The sequence below is a fragment of the Isoptericola sp. NPDC055881 genome (assembly GCF_053615895.1).
The window spans coordinates 64,869-84,348 of record NZ_JBSHCR010000012.1; the positions used below are offsets into that span (position 1 = coordinate 64,869).

A 19,480-nucleotide genomic window follows, 5' to 3' on the forward strand; every position below is an offset into this window, starting at 1 on the left:
GCGTCGGGCGCGGGCGGGCTGGCGGTCGCATCACCCCATGCTCTCGTCGCGGGACGGGACGGAGGGCGACGCCACGCCGGGCCGCCTCGCGGCCAGGTCCGCGAGGATCACGGGGCCGAGCTCGGTCACGTCTCCGGCGCCCACGGTCAGCACCAGGTCGCCGGGCCGGGCCAGCGCGGAGGTCACGTGCGCCGCCTCGAGCCGGTCCTCGACGGCGTGCACCCCTCCGCCGGACCCCGTCCGCTCCAGCAGGTCCGTGATCGTCCGCGGCCCGACGGACGGGTCCACGTCCTCGCGCGCCCGGTAGATCCCGGTGACGACCACCTCGTCCGCGAGCGCCAGGGCGGCGGCGAAGCGGTCCGCGAAGATGCGGGTGCGCGAGTAGAGGTGCGGCTGGAAGAGGACGACGATGCGCCCGTCGCCCGCCAGGGGTCGCGCCGCACGCAGCAGCGCGGCCACCTCGGTGGGGTGGTGGTCGTAGCTGTCGTAGACCCGGACGCCGTCGGCCTCGCCCTTGGGCTCGAAGCGGCGCCCGGTGCCCACGAAGGTCGCGGCACCCGCGACCGCCGCTGCCGGCTCCGCCCCGAGCAGCACCGCGGTCACGACGGCAGCCGTGGCGTTGAGGGCGTTGTGCGCCCCCGGGACGGCGAGGCGGAGCACGTGCGCGTCCTCGCCCAGCGGCCCTCCCGACACGACGGCGGACACGGTCCCGGCGCCGACCTCGACGTCGCGCACGCGGACGTCGGCGGCGGCTGCCTCGCCGTACGTGACCACCGTCCGCCCCGACTCCCGGTGCGTCCGCGCGAGCGCGGCCGACCCGGCGTCGTCCGCGCACGCCACGAGCGTGCCGCCCGGCACGATCCGGCCGGCGAACTCCTCGAAGGCTTGCTCGAACGCCTCGCGCGACCCGTAGTGGTCAAGGTGGTCGGGCTCGACGTTGGTCACGACCGCGACCGTCGGCGCGTAGTTGAGGAACGAGCCGTCGGACTCGTCCGCCTCCGCGACGAGCACGTCCGAGGAGCCCAGCCGGCCGCCCGGGACGGCGCTCTCGTGGCCCTCGGCGTCGCGGACCCGCACCGTCCCGCCGATGGCGAACGACGCGTCCACGCCGCAGGCACGCAGCACGGTGGCGACCATCGCCGACGTCGTGGTCTTGCCGTGCGCCCCGGCGACGGCGACGGCGCGCCGGTCCAGCATCAGGGAGGCGAGCGCCTGCGAGCGGTGCAGCACCCGGACACCCGCGGCGCGGGCCGCCGCCAGCTCGGGGTTCGTCTCCCGCACGGCCGAGGACACGACGACGGTGTCGACCAGCGGCGCACCGTCCGGTCCCACGACGTGCGCGGCGTCGTGACCGACCCAGACCCGCACGCCGTCCTCGCGCAGCGCCTCGAGCGCCGGACCGGCGGCGGCGTCCGAGCCCTGGACGTCGGCGCCGCGCGCCGCGAGCAGCCGGGCGACCACCGAGACGCCCGCGCCTCCCACCCCGACGAGGTGGACGCGTCCGAGCGCCTCGACGGGCAGCACCCCAGGTGCCGCCGCGCTCATGCCTGTCCCCCGGCGGCCGAGGGGGCCGCCGCGACGGCCTCCGCCACGAGGTCCGCCACGCGGGCGGCGCCGTCGCGCACACCGGTCGTGCGCGCCGCGGCCGCCATCGCCTCGAGGCGCGGCCGGTCGGCCAGGAGCGCCGGCACGTGCTGGGCGACCCAGGCGGACGTGAGGTCGGCGTCGTCGACCAGCAGCCCGCCGCCCGCGTCGACGAGCGGGGCGGCGTTGAGACGCTGCTCCCCGTTCCCGACGGGCAGCGGCACGTAGACCGCCGGGACGCCGAGCGCGGCGAGCTCGCAGACGGTGCCCGCGCCGGACCGGGCGACGACCAGGTCGGCGGCCGCGAGCGCGAGCTGCATCTCGGAGAGGTACTCGCGCACCTGGTAGCGCGCGGCCTCGTGGGCCCCCGCCACGGTGGCCGTCTCGACCACCGTGCGGACCGGGCCGTCCTTGCCCTTCCCGGTGAGGTGGAGCACCTGCACGCCGGCGCCCAGCAGCGCGTCGACCGCGCCGGCCAGCGCCGCGTTCACCGAGGCCGCACCCGAGGAGCCCCCCGTGACGACGAGCGTCGGCAGCGCCGGGTCGAGACCCAGGGCGTCCGCCGCCTGCACGCGCGCGCCCACCGGGTCGGCGTCGCGGCGGGCGACGAGGTCGGCGATCTCGGCCCGCAGCGGCAGGCCCACGACCTGCGCACCGGGCAGCGTGGTGCCCGGGAACGTGGCGCCGACGCGTGCCGCCCAGCGGGCGCCGAGCTTGTTGGCCAGACCGGGGCGCGCGTTCTGCTCGTGGATCACGACCGGGACGCCCTTGCGCCGCGCGGCGAGGTAGGCGGGCGTCGAGACGTACCCGCCGAAGCCCACGACCGCCTGGGCGCCGATCTCGTCGATCGCGGCCTCGGCGGCCTTCACGGCGGCGCTGAGCCGGCCGGGCAGCCGCAGCAGGTCGACGCTCGGCCGGCGCGGGAGCGGCACCCGGGGCACGGGCCACAGCCGGTAGCCGCGCTCCGGGACGAGTTCGGCCTCGAGCCCGGACGTGGTGCCGAGGGCGAGGATCCTGGCCTCCGGCTCCCGGGCGCGGAGCTCGTCCGCGACGGCGAGGAGGGGGTTGACGTGGCCGGCGGTGCCGCCCCCGGCGAGGACGACGGACGTGACTGCAGAGCTCTTCACACCGAGGACCCTATCGGCCGGGGCGGACGTCCCGGCCCGGTTCTCCCCCGCGGCGCCCTCGGCGCGAGAGCACGGCCACGGACCTGCGCACGACGCTGCGGCGGGCCGCCAGCGCCTCCGCGGCGCCCGGCTCGGTCCGCGCGAAGCTGATCACCATGCCGAGCGCCATCATGGTCGTGATCAGGGCGGAGCCGCCCGCCGACACCAGGGGCAGCGGGACGCCGATGACGGGCAGGACCGCGGTGACGACCCCGATGTTGACGAACGCCTGGCCCACGACCCAGCAGCCCACCGCCGCGGTGGTGATCTTCACGAACGGGTCGGGGTGCCGGCGCACGACCCGTGCCATCGCGACCCCGAGCACCGCGAACAGCGCGAGCACCAGCAGGGTGCCCAGCAGGCCGAGCTCCTCACCGATCACCGAGAAGATGAAGTCGTTGTGCGCCTCGGGCAGGTACTTCCACTTCTCGCGGCTGGCACCGAGGCCGACCCCGAACAGGCCGCCCGTCGCCAGCCCGTAGAGGCCGTGGATCGACTGGTAGCACTCGCTCGCGGCGTCGCACGCGGAGCCGTAGGTCGCGAGGATGCGGTCGAGCCGGTCGGAGCTGCCCTGGTTGACGATGAACGCCCAGCCCACGAGGAGCGCCGCGCCCGCCCCGCCCAGGGCGAGCATCGAGGCCGGTGCGCCCGAGACCCAGTACGCGCCCAGCCCCAGCAGCGCGATGATGAGCGCCGTACCGAGGTCGTGGCCCATCATCACCAGACCAAGGACGGCCGCGAGCCCGAGCGCGCCCGGGACGAGCGCCTGCGCCCAGCTGCCCAGCAGACGCTGCTTGCGCCCCAGCACCGCGCCCAGCCACACGGCGAGCGCGAGCTTCGCCAGCTCCGACGGCTGGATCCGGACCGGGCCCAGCGGCAGCCAGTTCTGGTTGCCGTTGACCGCCGTCCCGAAGAACAGCACCGCCGCGAGGAGGCCGAGGGCGACGATCAGCGCGGGCCAGGCCAGCCGCTTGTACCAGCGCACGGGCAGCCGGGCGGCGAGGAGCATGAGCGGCAGCCCGATGAGCGCGTAGCGCGCCTGGTTGACGAAGGCGGTGTAGGGCGAACCGCCCTCGGCGATCGACGTCACCGTCGAGCTGGACAGCACCATGACGAGCCCGATGACGAGCAGCAGGCCGGTCGCGCCGACCAGCAGGTAGTAGCTCGTGACGGTGGAGTTCCACTGCCCGAGCCACGGCCGGTCGGCCGAGCGCTTCGTGGCAGACCTGGCCGAGGACCTGACGGACGACTTCGAGGAGGTCCTGGCAGCGCCCCGGACCGAGCCCTTCGCCTGGCCCTTCGCCTGCTGCCCTGCGGCTGCGCGGGGGCGCCGGGTGCCCGTCGTGACCGCCATCCCGACACTCCTCGCTCGCGTGGCGACGACCCGGGCTGACTGCCCGGCGCCGTCCTACCGTCCTGTCGCCTCCAGCTCCGCCACGGCGGCGGCGAACGCCTCTCCCCGCTGGGCGTAGGAGGCGAACTGGTCCTGCGACGCGCCCGCGGGCGCCAGCAGCACGGTGTCGCCCGGCCGGGCGAGGTCCCGTGCCGCCGCGACCGCGCGACGCATCACCGAGCCAGTGTCTCCGGGATCGACCACCACGACGGGGACCTCGGGCGCGTGTCGGGCCAGCGCGCCGCGGATCGGCTCCGGGTCCACGCCGATGAGCACGGCGGCACGCAGCCGGTCGGCGCGGCCGGCGACGAGCGTGTCGAACGACGCCCCCTTCGCGAGGCCGCCGGCGATCCACACGACGGAGGCCGCCGGATACCCGGCGAGCGAGGCCGCCGCGGCGTGCGCGTTCGTCGCCTTCGAGTCGTCCACCCAGGCGACGCCGTCGAGCTCCCGCACCTGCGCGATGCGATGGGCGCCGGGCCGGAAGGCGCGCAGGCCGTCGCGGACCGCGGCGGCGTCGACGCCGTGCGCGCGGGCGAGGGCGGCCGCTGCCAGGGCGTTCGCGACGACGTGCGCGGGCACCGCGCTCCCCGCGGGGCCGGGCGCGAGGTGCGCGAGGTCCGCGAGCGTGCCGAGCTCGGCGGCGGTCCGGTGCCGGTCGCGGGCGTCCGGTGCGGTGTGGAAGGCACGGTCGACGAGCACGTCCTCCACGACCCCCAGCTGGCCGGGGCCCGGGGCGCCGAGCGTGAAGCCGACGGCCAGGGCGCCCTCGGCCACGTCCGCGTCCCGCACGAGCTGCTCGGTGCGCGGGTCGGCGACGGAGTACACGCAGGCCACCTGCGCCCGGGCGTAGATGCGCCCCTTGTCCCGCGCGTACGCCTCGAGCGACCCGTGCCAGTCCAGGTGGTCGGCCGCCACGTTGAGGACCGCGGCCGCCTCGAACGACGTCGACAGGGTGTGGTGCAGCTGGAAGCTCGAGAGCTCCACGGCCAGGACGTCGAGCGTCGGGTCGAGCGCTGCCTGGACCACGGGCGTGCCGACGTTGCCCACGGCAGCGGTGCGCAGACCGGCGGCGGTCAGGATCGACGCGAGCATCTCGACGGTCGTCGTCTTGCCGTTGGTGCCGGTGACCGCGAGCCACGGCGCGGGCCCCCGGCCGGTCCCCTCCCGGTCGACGCGCAGCCGCCAGCCGAGCTCCACCTCGCTCCAGACGGGCACGCCGGCCGCGCGGGCGGCGGCGAGCAGCGGCGTGCTCGGCGCCCACCCCGGCGACGCGACGACGAGGTCCGCGTCAGCGACGAGGCGCGCGGCCGTCGCCGCGTCGTCGGCGTCGCGCACGTGGGCGCCCTCGGCCCGCGCGTCGACCGTGACGACCGAGGCCGCCCGGCCCGCGAGGGCCGCGACGACGGCACGGCCGGTGACCCCGAGCCCCGCCACGACGACGCGCGCGCCCTCCGGCAGCCGACCCGGAGGGGTCACGTGGCCACCCACTCGGCGTAGAAGACGCCCATGCCCAGGGCGGCGAACAGGCCCGCGATGAGCCAGAAGCGGATGACGATCGTGACCTCGCCCCACCCCGACAGCTCGAAGTGGTGGTGCAGCGGTGCCATCTTGAACACGCGTCTGCCGGTGAGCTTGAAGAAGCCGATCTGGATGACGTCCGACATCACGATGATGACGAACAGGCCACCCACGATGGCCGCGAGGATCTCGGTGCGGGACAGGATCGAGATCCCCGCCAGGGCGCCGCCCAGGGCGAGCGAGCCGGTGTCGCCCATGAAGATGCGGGCCGGGCTGGCGTTCCACCACAGGAAGCCGAAGCAGGCGCCCATGATCGCGGCCGCGATGATCGCGAGGTCCTGCGGGTCGCGCACCTCGTAGCAGCGCGGACCGGCGGCAGCGAGGCGCTGGCAGGACTGGTTGAGCTGCCAGATGCACACGATCACGTAGGCGCCGAAGACCACGAGGGACACGCCCGTCGCGAGCCCGTCGAGACCGTCGGTGAGGTTCACCGCGTTGGACCACGCGGTGATGAGGAAGTTCGCCCAGATCACGAAGAGGATCAGTCCCACGGTGACCCCGGCGAACGCCAGGTCGAGGTTCGTGTCCCGCAGGAACGAGATGCGGGTCGACGCGGGCGTGCGCGCGTTGGCGTTGGGGAACTGCAGGGCGAGGATCGCGAAGCTGATGCCCACGAAGCCCTGGCCCACGATCTTCGCCCTCGCGGTGAGCCCGAGCGAGCGCTGCTTGCGGATCTTCGTGAAGTCGTCGAGGAACCCGACCACTCCCAGGCCCGTCATCAGGTAGAGGCACAGCAGCGCGGACGCGCTCGGCGGCCGGCCCGCGACCGCCATCGACCCCGCGACGCCCACGAGCGTCGCGCCGATGATGACGACGCCGCCCATCGTGGGGGTGCCGCGCTTGGTGAAGTGCGCCGTCGGCCCGTCCTGCCGGACGAACTGGCCGTAGTTGCGGTGCACGAGGAACCGGATGAACAGGGGGGTGCCGAACAGCGCGACGACCAGCGAGATGCCGGCCGAGACCAGGATCGCGATCACGGGGCGACCACCGTGCTCTGCTGGCCGTCCTGGCCGTCCTGGTCGTCGATGCCGGGTGCTGCCGGCCCGCCGGCGGCGAGCTCGTCGCCGAGCTGCCACAGGCCGGACCCGAGGGACGACTTCACGAGGACGACGTCGCCCGGCTCGAGCGACTCGGCGAGGACCTCGCGTGCCGCGTCCAGGTCAGGCACGAAGACCGACTCCTCTCCCCAGGAACCCTCCTGCAGGGCGCCTTCGTGGATGTGGTACGCCCCGTCGCCGACGACGACGAGGAGCTTGACGTTCAATCGCACCACGAGGCGTCCGATCGCGTCGTGCGCGGCACGCGCCCCGTCGCCCAGCTCGAGCATCTCACCCAGCACCGCGACCGACCGGCGGGTGCGGCCCGCCATCACGGCCAGGGTCCGCAGCGCGGCGCGCATCGAGTCCGGGTTCGCGTTGTAGGCGTCGTCGACGACGGTCACCCCGTCCGGACGCTCGGTCACGGCCATCCGGTGCGGGCTGACGGGCGTCGCGCGCGACAGCCCGGCCGCGACGTCGGCGACGGTGCCCCCGAGCGCGAGGACGGCGGCGGCCGCGGCGAGCGCGTTGCTCACGTGGTGCGCCCCGACGAGCCGCAGCTCGACGGGCGACGCGTCCGCTCCCACCTGGCCGACCAGCCCGAAGCGCGCCCGGCCGGAGGCGTCGACCTCCACGTCCGTGGCGCGGACGTCCGCCGACGAGATCGTCCCGAAGGTGGTGACGGTGTGCTCCGGCGACGCGAGCGCCGACATCGCGGCGACCCGCTGGTCGTCGGCGTTGAGCACGACGGTGCCGCCGGGCAGCACACCCGTGACCATCTCGCTCTTGGTGCGCGCGATCGCCTCGACCGAGCCGAACTTGCCCACGTGGGCGACGCCGACGGCGAGCACGATGCCGACGTCGGGCGGCGCGATCCGCGTGAGGTACGCGATGTTGCCGGGGCCGTCCGCGCCCATCTCCAGCACGAGGAAGCGGGTGGCCTCGGTGACCCGCAGCACGGTCAGCGGCAGGCCCACCTCGTTGTTGTACGAGCCGGCGGGAACCACCAGGCCGTCGGCGGGCGCGACGTCGTCCGGGAGCAGGTCGGCGAGGAGCTGGCCGAGCAGGTCCTTCGTGGTCGTCTTGCCCACCGAGCCGGTGACCGCCACGACCCGCACGTCGCCCGTGGCACGCACGCGCGCCAGGACGGCGCGAGCGAGCTCGCCCAGCGCGGCCTGGACGTCGTCGACCACGACGGTCGGCAGTCCCTCGAGCTCGCGCGCGGCCAGCACCAGGGTGGCGCCCGCGTCGACGGCAGCCTGCGCGAAGTCGTGCCCGTCGACCCGCTCGCCCGGCAGCGCGACGAACAGGCTCCCGGCACGGACCCGGCGGGAGTCCACCTCGACGGGCCCGGTCACGGCCACGTCGGCGGCGGCGTGCAGCCGTCCCCCGGTCGCCTCGGCGACGTCGGCGGCGGTCAGCGCGATCATGCGGTCGTCCTCTCGTGCCGCCGCTGCAGGGCGCGGCGGGCCTCGTCCCGGTCGTCGAGCTCGAGGTCGACGCCCGCGACCTCCTGGATGGTCTCGTGGCCGCGCCCCGCCACGAGGACGGTGTCGTCCGCCCCCGCGTCGAGCACGGCCGCCTCGATCGCGGCGGCGCGCGGCGCGACCTCGATCACGACGACGTCGCGACCGGCGGCGCGCGCGGGCCCGGCGGCCGCCCTGGCCCCGTCGAGCACGACGGCGCGGACGGCGGCGGGGTCCTCGCCGTGCGGGTCGTCGTCGGTCACGACGACGACGTCCGCGCCCTCGGCCGCGGCCGCGCCCATGGCGGGCCGCTTGCCCTTGTCCCGGTCGCCGGTCGCGCCGAAGACGACGACGAGCCGGCCGGCCGTCGTGGGACGCAGGGCGGCCAGCGCGAGCTCGAGGGCCTCGGTGTTGTGCGCGAAGTCCACGACGACGCGCGGATGGCCACCGCCGCCCGCCCCGACGACCTCCATGCGGCCGGGCACCACGGCCGAGAGCCCGTCCGCGGCGGCGAGCGCCTCGGCGACGTCCTCGACGTGCGCACCGCCCTCGAGCACCATCGCGACGGCGAGCGCGGCGTTCGCCACGTTGAAGGCGCCGGGCAGCGAGGTGGACGTGCGCAGGGTGCGCCCGTCGGCGTGGCCGAGCGTGAAGGCCGAGCCGGTGCCGTGCGGCGCGACGTCGGTCACGGTCCAGTCGGCCGCCGCCTCCCCCGGGCGCGCAGGGCGCGTGCGCAGCGTCGCGACCGGCACCCGTGCGGCCGCGGCCATGCGCTCGCCCCAGACGTCGTCGACCACGACGACGCCACGGCGCGCGTGCTCAGGGGTGAACAGCGACGCCTTCGCGTCGAAGTAGGACTGCAGGTCGCCGTGGAAGTCCAGGTGGTCCTGGCTGAGGTTGGTGAACCCGGCGACGCCGAACTCGACGCCGTCGACGCGGTGCATGGACAGCGAGTGCGAGGAGACCTCCATCGCCAGCGTCCGCACCTCGTCCTCGCACATCGCCGCGAGCAGCGCCTGCAGGTCGGCGGCCTCGGGCGTGGTCAGGCGGCTCGGCAGCACGCGGTCGCCCGCCCGCATCTCCACCGTCCCGATCAGCCCGGACCGCCAGCCCAGGGCGCGCAGCAGGTGGTCGACCTGGTACGTGGTGGTGGTCTTGCCGTTCGTGCCGGTGACCCCGAAGGTCATGAGGCGCTCGGCGGGCTCTCCGTAGACCCACGCCGCGACCGGGCCGAGGACGGCCCGCGGGTCGCCGGTGACCAGGACGGGCACGGCGGGGTCGAGGGCCTCGGGCCCGGCCGCCAGGGCGGCCGCGCCGGCGGCGTCGGTGAGCACCGCGCGCGCGCCGCGCGAGACGGCGTCGGCGGCGAACCGCGCACCGTGCGCGTGCGCGCCCGGGAGGGCGACGAAGAGGTCGCCGTCGGCGACGACGCGGTTGTCGGACGCGACCGAGGTGACGACGACGTCGGCGGGGACCTGCGGCCGGGGCCCGTCCTGCGGGCCCGCCGGCGTCGTCACCTCGAGCCCGAAGGTCAGGGCGAGGTCCCGCACCCGCCGGGGCGTCGTGCCCGCGGGCCGGATACGGGGAAGCGGGGATGTCACGGAGAAGAACCTACCGTCTGCGGGCTGCCCGCCCGGCACGGGACGTGCCGGGCATGACGACCGTCACGGACGTCGCGCCGCCCTCGGTCGCCGGGCTCACCAGGTGAGGTCGTACGGGTCGGACGGCCGCGTGCTCGGAGGCACGTCCATCTTCTGCAGGGTGTACCCCATGAGGTCGCTGAACACCGGCGCCGCGACCACGCCGCCGTAGATCGACGACTGCGGGCTGCGCAGGAACACCGACACCGTGTACTGCGGGTCCTCCGCCGGTGCGACACCGATGAACGAGGCCATGTAGGTGGTGCCGCCGCCCGGCAGCCACATCTGCGCGGTGCCCGTCTTGCCCGCCACGCGGTAGCCCGGGACCCGCGCGTTGGCGGCGGTGCCCTCCTCCCCCGTGACCGACTCCATCATGCGCATCAGGGAGCTCGCGGTCTTCTCGGAGACGACGCGCGTCTTCTGCGGCGCCGCCGCCGGGGTGAACGTGCCGTCCGCGGCCCTCGTGCCGGCAAAGATGCTCGGCTCGACCCGGACGCCGCCGTTCGCCACCGTCGAGAACACCTGCGTGGCCTGCATCGCGTTCACGGCCACGCCCTGGCCGAACAGGATCGTGTACGGCGTCCGCGCGTCGTGCGCGAAGCTGTCGCGGTCCGGCAGGATGCCGGCCGACTCGCCCGGCAGCCCCAGCCCGGTCGGCTGCCCGAAGCCGAACTTGCGCAGGTAGTCGTACCGGACCTGCTGCGGGATCTTCTCGCCGATCTGGACCGTGCCCGTGTTGGAGGAGTGCGCCAGGACCCCCGCGAGCGTGAGGTGCTGCACGGGGTGCTCGTGCGAGTCCTTGAACGTCTCACCGTTGGGGGCCGTGTACCGGTAGGGCACCGTGAACTGGCTGTCCGGCTTCCAGTAGCCCCCCTCGAGCGCGGAGGCCATCGTGATGACCTTGCCGGTGGACCCGGGCTCGAACACGTCCTTGACCGCCCGCGAGCCGTTGGCGACCTCGGAGGTCGACCGGTCGTTGGGGTCCACGTCGCCGGAGTCCGCCACGGCCAGGACGGTGCCGTCGCCCACCCGCTGCACCACGGCGATCCCGTAGGCGGCGCCCGAGGACGACACGGCCTGGTCGATGAGGTCCTCGGCCTTCCACTGCACGTCGCTGTCGATCGTGAGCACGACGTCGCTGCCCGGCACGGCGGGCGTGGCGTCCTGCTGGGAGTTCGGGATCATGACGCCGTCGCGGCCGCGCTCGTACGTCACCTTGCCGTCGGTGCCCGCCAGGACGTCGTCGTAGGCACGCTCGAGGCCGCCCTGGCCCACCTGGTCGCCGTCGACGTAGCCGACCAGCGTGCCGGCGACCACCCCCGCCGGGTAGGTGCGCCGGGACGTGAGCTCGGTGCTGATGTACGCCTGGAGCTGCAGCTTGGCGATCGCCCGCTGGATCTCGGGCACCGCGTTGCGCTTGAGGATCACGTACCGGTCGTCGCCGTTGAGCCGAGCCGCGAGCTCCGCGGGCTGCTCGTCGAGGATCGGGGCGAGGAGCTGCGCGATGCCGAGCGCGCCGTCCTGCACCGCCTTCCCGGTGGCGGTGTCCACCCGCTGGCCGCCGCGGAAGCTCTGGATGGCGAGGGTGTCCGCCGAGATCGTGTAGCGGTCGACGGACGTCGCCAGCACGCGGCCGTTCGCGTCGACGATGTCGCCGCGGTGCGCGATCTCCACCGACTGCGTGGTCCGCTCCTTCTGGGCCAACGCCGCCAGCGCGGGACCCTGGAAGATCTGCACCTGCACGAGGCGCCCGACGAACACCGTCAGGACGAGGGCGGCCACGACGATGATCCACCGCTGCCGCCGGCCGGGGTCGCCGGGTAACCTGCGGGCCGCGGCGCCGGCGCGCGGCCGCGGCGGCGCGCCCGAGCCCCGTGCGGGGGTCCGCGTCCCTGCCGGCCCTCCCGCGCCGCGCACGGTCGTCGTCGGACGGCTCGTCCGCCCCGCGGAGGTGGTCCGGCCCGTGCTGCGCGGCGCCGACGACGGCGTGCGCGACGTCGTGCCGGACGACGGACGGGAGGTGCTCACCCCCCGAGTCTGCGGGGCGGGCGACCGTCCCGTGCGGCCCGCGCCCGGGCGTGTCGCACGCCCGGGCGCCGATCCGCGCGCCGCCGGGGGCGTCCTGCGCTCGCTCATCGGGTCCCCGCGGTGCCTGCCTTCGCGTCGCCCTCGCCGATGCCGACGGTGGCGCGCTTCTCGATGCTGATCATCGTCGGGTCCTCGGCCGGGACCATGCCGAGCTTCGTGGCACGGTCCGCGAGCGACGCCTCGGCCGCCCGGAGGTCCTCCTGCTTGCCCTGGACGTCCTGGGCCACGCGGCCGACCTCGGCCTGCAGCCGGGCAGCCTCGTACGACCCGCGGGCCATCGACGTGTTGAGGAGCAGCACCGCCAGCAGCGCCCCGGCCAGGATCAGGGCGCACAGCACGAGGAACGGCACCCCCGAGGTCGCCTGGAGCGGCGCCCGGACCGCGTCGAGCCGGCGCCCCCGGTCGGCAGCACCTCCGGGCAGCGAGGTCAGCGGCGCACGACGGGGAGCCGTGCCGGGACGGGTCCCGGGGGCGACGGGGGCACGCAGGGCGCTCATCGGCGGTCCTCCTTGGACGGGCGCGTCGTGGACGGACGCTTCGTGGTCGGTGACGTCGTGCGCAGGTGGTCAGGTGTGGGGCGGACGCGGCGGGCGGCCCGCAGCCGCACGGACGCGGCGCGGGGGTTGCGCTCGAGCTCCGCCTCGTCCGCCTCCTCGGCGCCCCGGGTCAGGGCCTCCAGGTAGGGCTTGTGCGTCTCGGGCTCGACCGGCAGGCCGGGGGGCGCGCTGGACGTCGTCCCCCGGGCCAGGGCGCGCTTGACGATGCGGTCCTCCAGCGACTGGTAGGACTCGACGACGATGCGCCCGTCCGTCGCCAGCACCTCGATCGCGGCCGGCACGGCGCGCTCGAGCACCTCGAGCTCGCCGTTCACCTCGATCCGCAGGGCCTGGAACGTCCGCTTGGACGGGTTGCCGCCCGTGCGCCGCGCGGCCGCCGGGATGGACGCGCGCACCAGGTCGGCGAGCTCACCGGTGCGCTCCCACGGGCGCTCCTCGCGGCGCCGCACGAGCGCCCGGGCGATGCGGGGCGCGAAGCGTTCCTCGCCGTACTCGCGCAGCAGCCGGGCGAGCGCACGCTCGTCGTAGGTGTTGAGGACGTCCGCCGCCGTGATGCCGCGCGTCTGGTCCATCCGCATGTCGAGCGGGGCGTCCTGCGCGTAGGCGAACCCCCGGCCGGCCTCGTCCAGCTGGAGCGAGGAGACCCCGAGGTCCATGAGGACGCCCTGCACACCGTCCAGGCCGAGGTCCGCGACGACGTCGCCGATCTCGTCGTAGACCGCGTGCACCGGCGTGAACCGCTCGCCGAACCGCGCGAGGCGCTCGCCCGCGAGCCGCAGCGCCTGCGTGTCCCGGTCGATACCGACGACACGGGCTGTCGGGACCTGCTCGAGCACCGCCTCGGCGTGGCCGCCCATGCCCAGCGTGCAGTCGACCAGCACGCTGCCCGGCTGCGTGAGCGCCGGCGCGAGAAGGTCCACGCACCGCTGCAGCAGGACCGGCTGGTGGCGGTCCCCCGCCGGTCGTGCGTGGTCGTCCGGTGTCGTCATCGTGGTCCTCCTCTCGGTGTCGTGCTCGTGCCGTGCTCGTCGTCGTGGTGCTCGGGCCCCGCCCGGCCAGGTCTCCCTCCGCGTCGTTCTGGCGCCGGGGAAGTGCGCCAGACCCTCGCGGGAGGAGGCCTCGTCGTGCGGGGCCCCGGTGTGGCGCCCTGCCGGGCGCCGGTGCTGCTGTGCGGTTGTCGTCGTGCGAAGAGCTGTCCTCAGAACTGCAGGTCCGGGAAGACCTGCTCGGACGTCTCGGAGTACGAGGACTCCTGCTCGGCCAGGTAGGTCTCCCAGGTGGACCGGTCCCAGATCTCCACGCGGGTGCCGGCGCCGATCACGGCGACGTCCCGGTCGAGCCCGGCGTACACGCGCAGGGCGGCCGGGATGACGACCCGCCCCTGCTTGTCCGGCAGCTCGTCGCTCGCGCCCGACAGGAACACGCGGAGGTAGTCGCGCGCCTGCCGGCTGGTCACGGGAGCCTGCCGCACCTGCTCGTACATGCGGCCGAACTCGTCCATGGGGAGGAGGAAGAGGCAACGCTCCTGCCCCCTCGTCATGACGAGACCGGGAGCGAGTCGGGCCCGGAACTTCGCAGGGAGGATCAGGCGGCCCTTCTCGTCGAGCTTGGGGGTGTAGGTACCGAGCAGCAGACCGGCACCCGGAAACGTGTCCTCCAGACCAGCCACGGCTCGCACCTCCCCTCGCGCTCCCGCTTCCTCCACGCTACTCCACTTTCCTCCACCGGGCGCGGTAAAAGACGGGGACCTCTCCCCATGACGCGCCACGTCCCGGCGTCGCCGCAGGTCAGCACGACGCGGCACGGTGGAGGGGTGGTGGGGGTGCGAGCGCCGCGCCGCCGCCCTCCGACGGCCCAGTGCCGCCGGGTGGACGCCCCTGCACCGCCGGTCCGCCCGCCTCCCCCGCCCGGCCCCGCCCCCGTGGAGGAAGGTGGAGGGGGTGATCCGCGTCACGGTGGGCCGCGATTCCACTAGGCTGCGAGAACGTCACGAGCACGTGAACCGGAGGTCACCCGTGCACCCAGAACCCGTCTCCCCCACGGTCACCGACGCCCGCACGGAGACGGAGGTCACCGAGGCCCACGCCTCCCGTCCGGGCGCGGCCGGCCAGGCCTCCCCGGCCGACCTCGCCCGCGACCTCGACGAGCTCGTCGCCGCCACCGCCCGGGTGCGCGCAGCGGTCGACTCGGTCGTCTCGGGCCGGTCCGGGCTCGCCGAGATCACGGTCGCGGTCCTCCTGGCCGGGGGCCACCTCCTCATCGAGGACGTCCCCGGGGTCGGCAAGACGACGCTCGCCAAGGCGCTGGCCCGGAGCATCGACTGCCGCGTGGGCCGCATCCAGTTCACGCCCGACCTGCTGCCGAGCGACCTCACCGGCGTCAACATCTTCCGGACCGCCACCCACGACTTCGAGTTCCGGCCGGGGCCGGTGTTCAACAACGTCGTCATCGGCGACGAGATCAACCGGGCGTCGCCGAAGACGCAGTCGGCGCTCCTCGAGTGCATGGAGGAGGGGCAGACGACGATCGACGGGACCACCCACGCGCTCCCGCGGCCGTTCCTCGTCGTGGCCACCCAGAACCCGGTGGAGATGGAGGGCACCTACCCGCTGCCCGAGGCGCAGCGCGACCGGTTCATGGCCCGCCTGACCGTCGGGTACCCGGACACCGAGGCCGAGCTGCTCATGCTCGACCGTCAGGAGGCCTCCGACCCGCTGGCCCACCTGTCCCCCGTCACCACGGGCGAGGACATGGTGCGGTACGCCGAGGTCGTCCGTTCCGTCTACGCGGCGACCACGGTCAAGCAGTACGTCCTCGACCTCGTCGGAGCGACCCGCCACCACGACGGGCTGCGCCTCGGCGCGTCCCCGCGCGCGTCGCTCCAGCTCCTGCGCGCCGCCAAGGCGGTGGCGGCGATGTCCGGCCGCGAGCACGTGCTCCCGGACGACGTCCAGACCCTCGCCGTCCCGGTGCTCGCCCACCGCCTCATCCTCAGCACCGAGACCCGGCTGGCGGGCGTGACGCCCGAGCACATGGTCGACGAGATCGTCCGGCGCACGGACGTCCCGGGCACCCGCGTGTCCGCGCTGCCGCCTGCCGGCTCGTTCGCCCGTCCCGCGCGCGGCCGGTAGAGGCCGACCATGACCGACGCCGCCGCCGACCGGTCCGTACCCGGTGCCGCGCGCGACACGGGCGGCACGGCATCGCCCGGACGCCGTCGGGGCGACGCGCACCCCGCGCTTCGACGCCTCGCGCGGGTCCGGCCCACCCGGCGCGGCACTGCCCTGCTGGTGGTAGGAGTCGTGCTCGCGGCCCTCGGGGTGCTCCTCGACCTGCCGGACGTCGTCGGGCTGGGCACGGCCGCCGTGCTCGCCGTCCTGCTCGCCTGGGCGCTCATGGGGACGCAGCGCCTCGACGCCGGCCGCGGTGCGCTGCTGGTGACCCGCGAGCTCACGCCGAACCCGGTGGTGCGCGACCAGACGGCCGCGGTCCGCCTCGTCGTGGGAGCACGCGCCCGGACCGGCGCCGCCTACGAACGCCTCGCCCGGCTGCGGCTGTCCGAGCAGGCGGCGCACGAGCTGGCCGGACCGCACGGCATCCGCGCCAGGGTCACCGCGCACCCGGACCGGATCGCGGTGTCCTACGCGCTGACGCCCTCCCGGCGCGGGCGTTGGCCGCTGGGACCCCTGCTGACCACGCGGACCGACGCCTTCGGACTCGTCCGCACGACGCAGCCGCTCGGCGTGGCGACGAAGGTCGCCGTCTGGCCCCGCACCGTCGAGCTGCCCACCCGCACCCGCGTCCTGGGCGAGGTCGACCGTGCCGCCACCGGCGCGCGGTACGCGTCGACGGACGACTCCGTGCTGCGCGAGTACGTCCCCGGTGACGACCCACGCCGCGTGCACTGGGCCGGGTCGGCGCGTCAGGGCAGGCTCATGGTCCGTGCCGACGAGAGCGCCGGGGTGCGTCCCGTGACCGTGGTCCTGGACCGCTCGCTCCTGCCGCCCCCCGTGGACCCCCGGACCGGGGTCTGGCCCACGTCGCGCGGCGTCCGCACGCACGGGGAGGGCGAGCGGGCCGTGGAGCTCGCCGCCTCGATCGCTGTGTCGTTCCTCGAGGCGGGGCACCCGGCCCGTCTCGTCCCCACCGGCTCCGGGCCCGCACCCGTGCCGTTCGCCGCGGGCGCCCGCACCGGTCGTGCGACCGTCCTCGACTCCACCGTCGACCTGCACGGGCACCGCGGGGCCGCCGACGGCGAGCGGGCCGTGCTGCAGACCGTGCGCTCGCTGCGGACGAGCCGCTCGCAGGACGAGGTCCTCGTCGCGGTCCTCGGCGCCCTGCCCGAGGGCGCGGTCCGGGAGGTCGCCGAGCTCGGCGTCGAGGGCACGTGCTGGGCGCTCGTCGTCGCGGACCCCGAGGCGCGGGCGCGCGAGGCCGGCGGGCCGCCCTCGACCGCGGCCACGGTGGCAGACCTGCGCGCCGCCGGCTGGCGGGTCGCGACCTGTCCGCCCGGGACGCCGCCCGACCGTGCCTGGGCACTTCTCGCGGAGGGTGTCTCGTGATCCCCGCCCATGCCGGGCCGACCGCCCGCACCATCGCCTCCGGGGTGCTCGTCGCCGTGGCGGTCGCGACGTCGATGCTCTCCCTGACCAGCATCATCCTGCCCGGTGGCTGGACGCGCGCCGGCCTGGTCGGCATCGTCCTCGTCAGCGCCACGACGGTCACGACCCGGGTCGTCCTCGAGCGTCGCGCCCGCGCCCAGGGGCGGCGCGCGCGCGAGCAGGGCTCCGCGTGGCCCAGCCTGCTGGGGTGCGTGGTGGCCGGCTGGTTCGTCCTCGCGCGCTTCGGCGGCCCGACCGCCGACCCGACGTTCTTCGTGACGCCCGAGCACGTCTCACGGGTGGTGGCCCGCCTCGGCGAGGCCGGCGAGATCGCCCGGTCCGAGGTCTCGCCCGTCACAGGGAGCGTCCCCATCGGGCTGCTCGCGGTGGGCGGCACCCTCCTCGTGCTCCTGCTCGCGGACGCGCTGGCCGGGGCCCTGCGACGGCCCGCCGCGGTCGGCCTGCCGCTCCTCGCGCTCTGGGCTCCCCCGCTCGTGCTCACCGGACGGGTCCCGTGGGGCGTGTTCGTCGTGACGGTCACGGCGCTGCTCCTGCTCCTCACCCTCGACGGCCCGCTGGCCGCCCGCACACGACGGCAGGAACGCTCCCCCGCCCCGGTACGGCGTGCCGAACGGTCCCGCGCCGTCGCGACCACGGCGGCCGCGGCCGTCCTCGCCGTGGTCGCCGGCCTCGTCGGGAGCGCGTCGGCCGCCCTGCCGGGCGGGCCGGCCGGCTGGTACCGGGCGTTCACCACCACCGGCGACACGATCCGGCTCGCCGAGGACCTCGACATCCTGCGCAGCCTCACGGACCGGTCGAGCTCCGTCGTCCTGACCTACGACACCGGCGCGGAGACCGACGTGGGCCCCCTGCGCAGCTACACGGCCACCGCCTTCGACGGGCGCCGCTGGCAGCGCGGCGAGGAGCGCGCGGGGCGCGACTTCGGGGCGGGCGACGTCCTGTGGCCCGACGACCCGCCAGCCGGGCAGGTCGCCGTCCGCACGGTGACGGTCGACGTCGGCGAGCTGCGGGACGACAAGCTCCCCCTCACCGTCGACCCTCGCGAGGTGGACGCCCGCGACGCCGGGGCGGACTGGGGTTACGACGCGACCCGCGACGAGGTCGTCGGCGGGCTCACGGGGGCCGGGGACTCCTACACGCTCACCGTGCACGAGCGCGAGCTCAGCCCCGCCCGGCTGCGCGAGGCCCCGGAGGCCGACATCGACCCGGTCTACACGCAGGTGCCCGACACGGCGCACGCGGGCGACGTCGCGCAGACGGCCGGCGACGTCGTCGGGGACGCCGACACGGCGTACGACCAGGCGGTCGCCCTGCAGCGCTGGCTCCGCGACCCCAGCCGCTTCACCTACTCGACGACGATCCCCCGTGGCGGGACCGGCGACCCGGTGTGGGACTTCCTGCAGAACCGCACGGGCTACTGCATCCAGTTCGCGACGACGATGGTGGTCATGGCGCGGTCCCTCGGGATTCCCGCACGCATCGCCGTGGGCTACCTGCCGGGCGACCGCACCGGCGACACCACCTGGCAGATCACCGGCCAGGACTCGCACGCCTGGCCCGAGATCTACTTCCCCGGGACGGGCTGGGTGCGGTTCGAGCCCACCCCGGCCCAGCAGACCGGCAGCGCGCCGACGTACACGGTGCCGCGGGTGCAGGGCCAGCCTGCCCCGGTGCCGTCCGCGGCCGACCTCGGGGACCGCCGGCCGACCTCCGACAGCACCTCGGGCGACGACACGTCGCCGACCGCCTCGACCGCCGCGGTCAGCACGCCCATCGTCGACACCGGGCTCCCCGCGTGGGTGTGGATCACTGCCGGCTCCCTCATCGTGGTCCTCGCGGGCGGTCTGGTCCTCCTGCTGGCGCGCCGCCGTCGCGCAGGCCAGGAGCTCGACCCCGAGCTGGCCTGGCAGCAGGTCCTCGCCGCGCTGGCGGCGGAGGGCGTGCGCCTCCCGCCCGCGACGACGCTCCGGCGTGCGCCTGAGGCGATCGCGTCCGCGGTGTCCTCCCGGGCCGGGCGCGACCTCGCGCCCGAGGTGGTCGACGACCTGACGACCCTCGCCGGCGCCGCCGAGTCCAGCCGTTACGCCCGCGAGCCGCAGACGCCGGACCAGGACGAGCTGGAGCGGCTCACCGGTGCCGTCACGGCAGGACTGGGAGACACGCTCGGGTCGCGCTGACCCGGCGGAGTCTCTGACCTGGCCGAGGCGCTGACCCCGTCCGGAAGGTCCATCGGCGGGAGGTGCTGACCCGGCGCGGAGAGCCACCCGGTGCCGGGACCGACCCGCCGCAGGCACGCGAGAGCCTCGCCCGAGAGCCTCCCGAAGAACGCCCACCACAGGCTCACGG

14 protein-coding genes are annotated in these 19,480 nt (G+C 75.5%); 3 read left to right on the top strand and 11 right to left on the bottom strand.

All coding sequences use genetic code 11. The features are described from left to right. Nucleotides 1–30 precede the first annotated feature (30 nt). The 11 genes from murC to mraZ all read right to left on the bottom strand — a co-directional run bounded on the left by murC (nt 31) and on the right by mraZ (nt 14,145). Complete coding sequence (gene murC / locus ACWGKI_RS06245) at nt 31–1,545, bottom strand: UDP-N-acetylmuramate--L-alanine ligase (protein ID WP_452185544.1); 1,515 nt, start codon at nt 1,543–1,545, stop codon at nt 31–33. Then, nucleotides 1,542–2,711: an undecaprenyldiphospho-muramoylpentapeptide beta-N-acetylglucosaminyltransferase gene (gene murG, locus ACWGKI_RS06250; RefSeq protein ID WP_452185546.1), complete on the bottom strand. Its 1,170-nt coding sequence runs from the start codon at nt 2,709–2,711 to the stop codon at nt 1,542–1,544. Before murG ends, murC begins: the two co-directional genes overlap by 4 nt. A 10-nt stretch (nt 2,712–2,721) precedes the next feature. Then, nucleotides 2,722–4,104 (bottom strand): putative lipid II flippase FtsW, encoded by a 1,383-nt coding sequence (ftsW, locus tag ACWGKI_RS06255; protein WP_452185548.1) that lies wholly within the window; start codon nt 4,102–4,104, stop codon nt 2,722–2,724. Nucleotides 4,105–4,158: 54 nt separating this feature from the next. Next, a complete protein-coding gene (gene murD, locus ACWGKI_RS06260; protein WP_452185550.1) occupies nt 4,159–5,622 on the bottom strand; it encodes a UDP-N-acetylmuramoyl-L-alanine--D-glutamate ligase in 1,464 nt (487 codons plus the stop codon). Beyond that, nucleotides 5,619–6,701, bottom strand: coding sequence for a phospho-N-acetylmuramoyl-pentapeptide-transferase (gene mraY / locus ACWGKI_RS06265; RefSeq protein WP_452185552.1), 1,083 nt, complete (start codon nt 6,699–6,701; stop codon nt 5,619–5,621). Before mraY ends, murD begins: the two co-directional genes overlap by 4 nt. Next, nucleotides 6,698–8,191, bottom strand: a complete 1,494-nt coding sequence (locus ACWGKI_RS06270; RefSeq protein ID WP_452185554.1) for a UDP-N-acetylmuramoyl-tripeptide--D-alanyl-D-alanine ligase — start codon at nt 8,189–8,191, stop codon at nt 6,698–6,700. The genes mraY and ACWGKI_RS06270 overlap by 4 nt, the downstream gene beginning before the upstream one ends. After that, nucleotides 8,188–9,828: a UDP-N-acetylmuramoyl-L-alanyl-D-glutamate--2,6-diaminopimelate ligase gene (locus tag ACWGKI_RS06275; RefSeq protein ID WP_452185556.1), complete on the bottom strand. Its 1,641-nt coding sequence runs from the start codon at nt 9,826–9,828 to the stop codon at nt 8,188–8,190. Before ACWGKI_RS06275 ends, ACWGKI_RS06270 begins: the two co-directional genes overlap by 4 nt. A gap of 96 nt (nt 9,829–9,924) precedes the next feature. After that, nucleotides 9,925–11,895, bottom strand: a complete 1,971-nt coding sequence (locus ACWGKI_RS06280; RefSeq protein WP_452185558.1) for a peptidoglycan D,D-transpeptidase FtsI family protein — start codon at nt 11,893–11,895, stop codon at nt 9,925–9,927. 104 nt (nt 11,896–11,999) lie between these two features. Then, a complete protein-coding gene (locus ACWGKI_RS06285; protein WP_452185560.1) occupies nt 12,000–12,452 on the bottom strand; it encodes a hypothetical protein in 453 nt (150 codons plus the stop codon). Then, nucleotides 12,449–13,501 carry a 16S rRNA (cytosine(1402)-N(4))-methyltransferase RsmH gene (gene rsmH, locus ACWGKI_RS06290; protein ID WP_452185562.1) on the bottom strand — a complete coding sequence of 351 codons (1,053 nt, stop codon included), beginning with the start codon at nt 13,499–13,501 and terminating at the stop codon, nt 12,449–12,451. The genes ACWGKI_RS06285 and rsmH overlap by 4 nt, the downstream gene beginning before the upstream one ends. A gap of 209 nt (nt 13,502–13,710) precedes the next feature. Next, entirely contained in the window at nt 13,711–14,145 is a 435-nt protein-coding gene (gene mraZ, locus ACWGKI_RS06295) for a division/cell wall cluster transcriptional repressor MraZ (protein ID WP_380245159.1), read from the bottom strand. 382 nt (nt 14,146–14,527) lie between these two features. Here mraZ and ACWGKI_RS06300 point away from each other — a divergent pair, with 382 nt between their 5' ends. The 3 genes from ACWGKI_RS06300 to ACWGKI_RS06310 are packed head-to-tail and all read left to right on the top strand — an operon-like array spanning nt 14,528 to nt 19,311. Beyond that, nucleotides 14,528–15,643 (top strand): AAA family ATPase, encoded by a 1,116-nt coding sequence (locus ACWGKI_RS06300; protein WP_452185564.1) that lies wholly within the window; start codon nt 14,528–14,530, stop codon nt 15,641–15,643. A 9-nt stretch (nt 15,644–15,652) separates the two neighbouring features. Then, nucleotides 15,653–17,074, top strand: a complete 1,422-nt coding sequence (locus tag ACWGKI_RS06305) for a DUF58 domain-containing protein (RefSeq protein ID WP_452185566.1) — start codon at nt 15,653–15,655, stop codon at nt 17,072–17,074. Next, entirely contained in the window at nt 17,071–19,311 is a 2,241-nt protein-coding gene (locus ACWGKI_RS06310; protein WP_380245158.1) for a transglutaminase family protein, read from the top strand. Before ACWGKI_RS06305 ends, ACWGKI_RS06310 begins: the two co-directional genes overlap by 4 nt. Nucleotides 19,312–19,480: the final 169 nt, after the last annotated feature.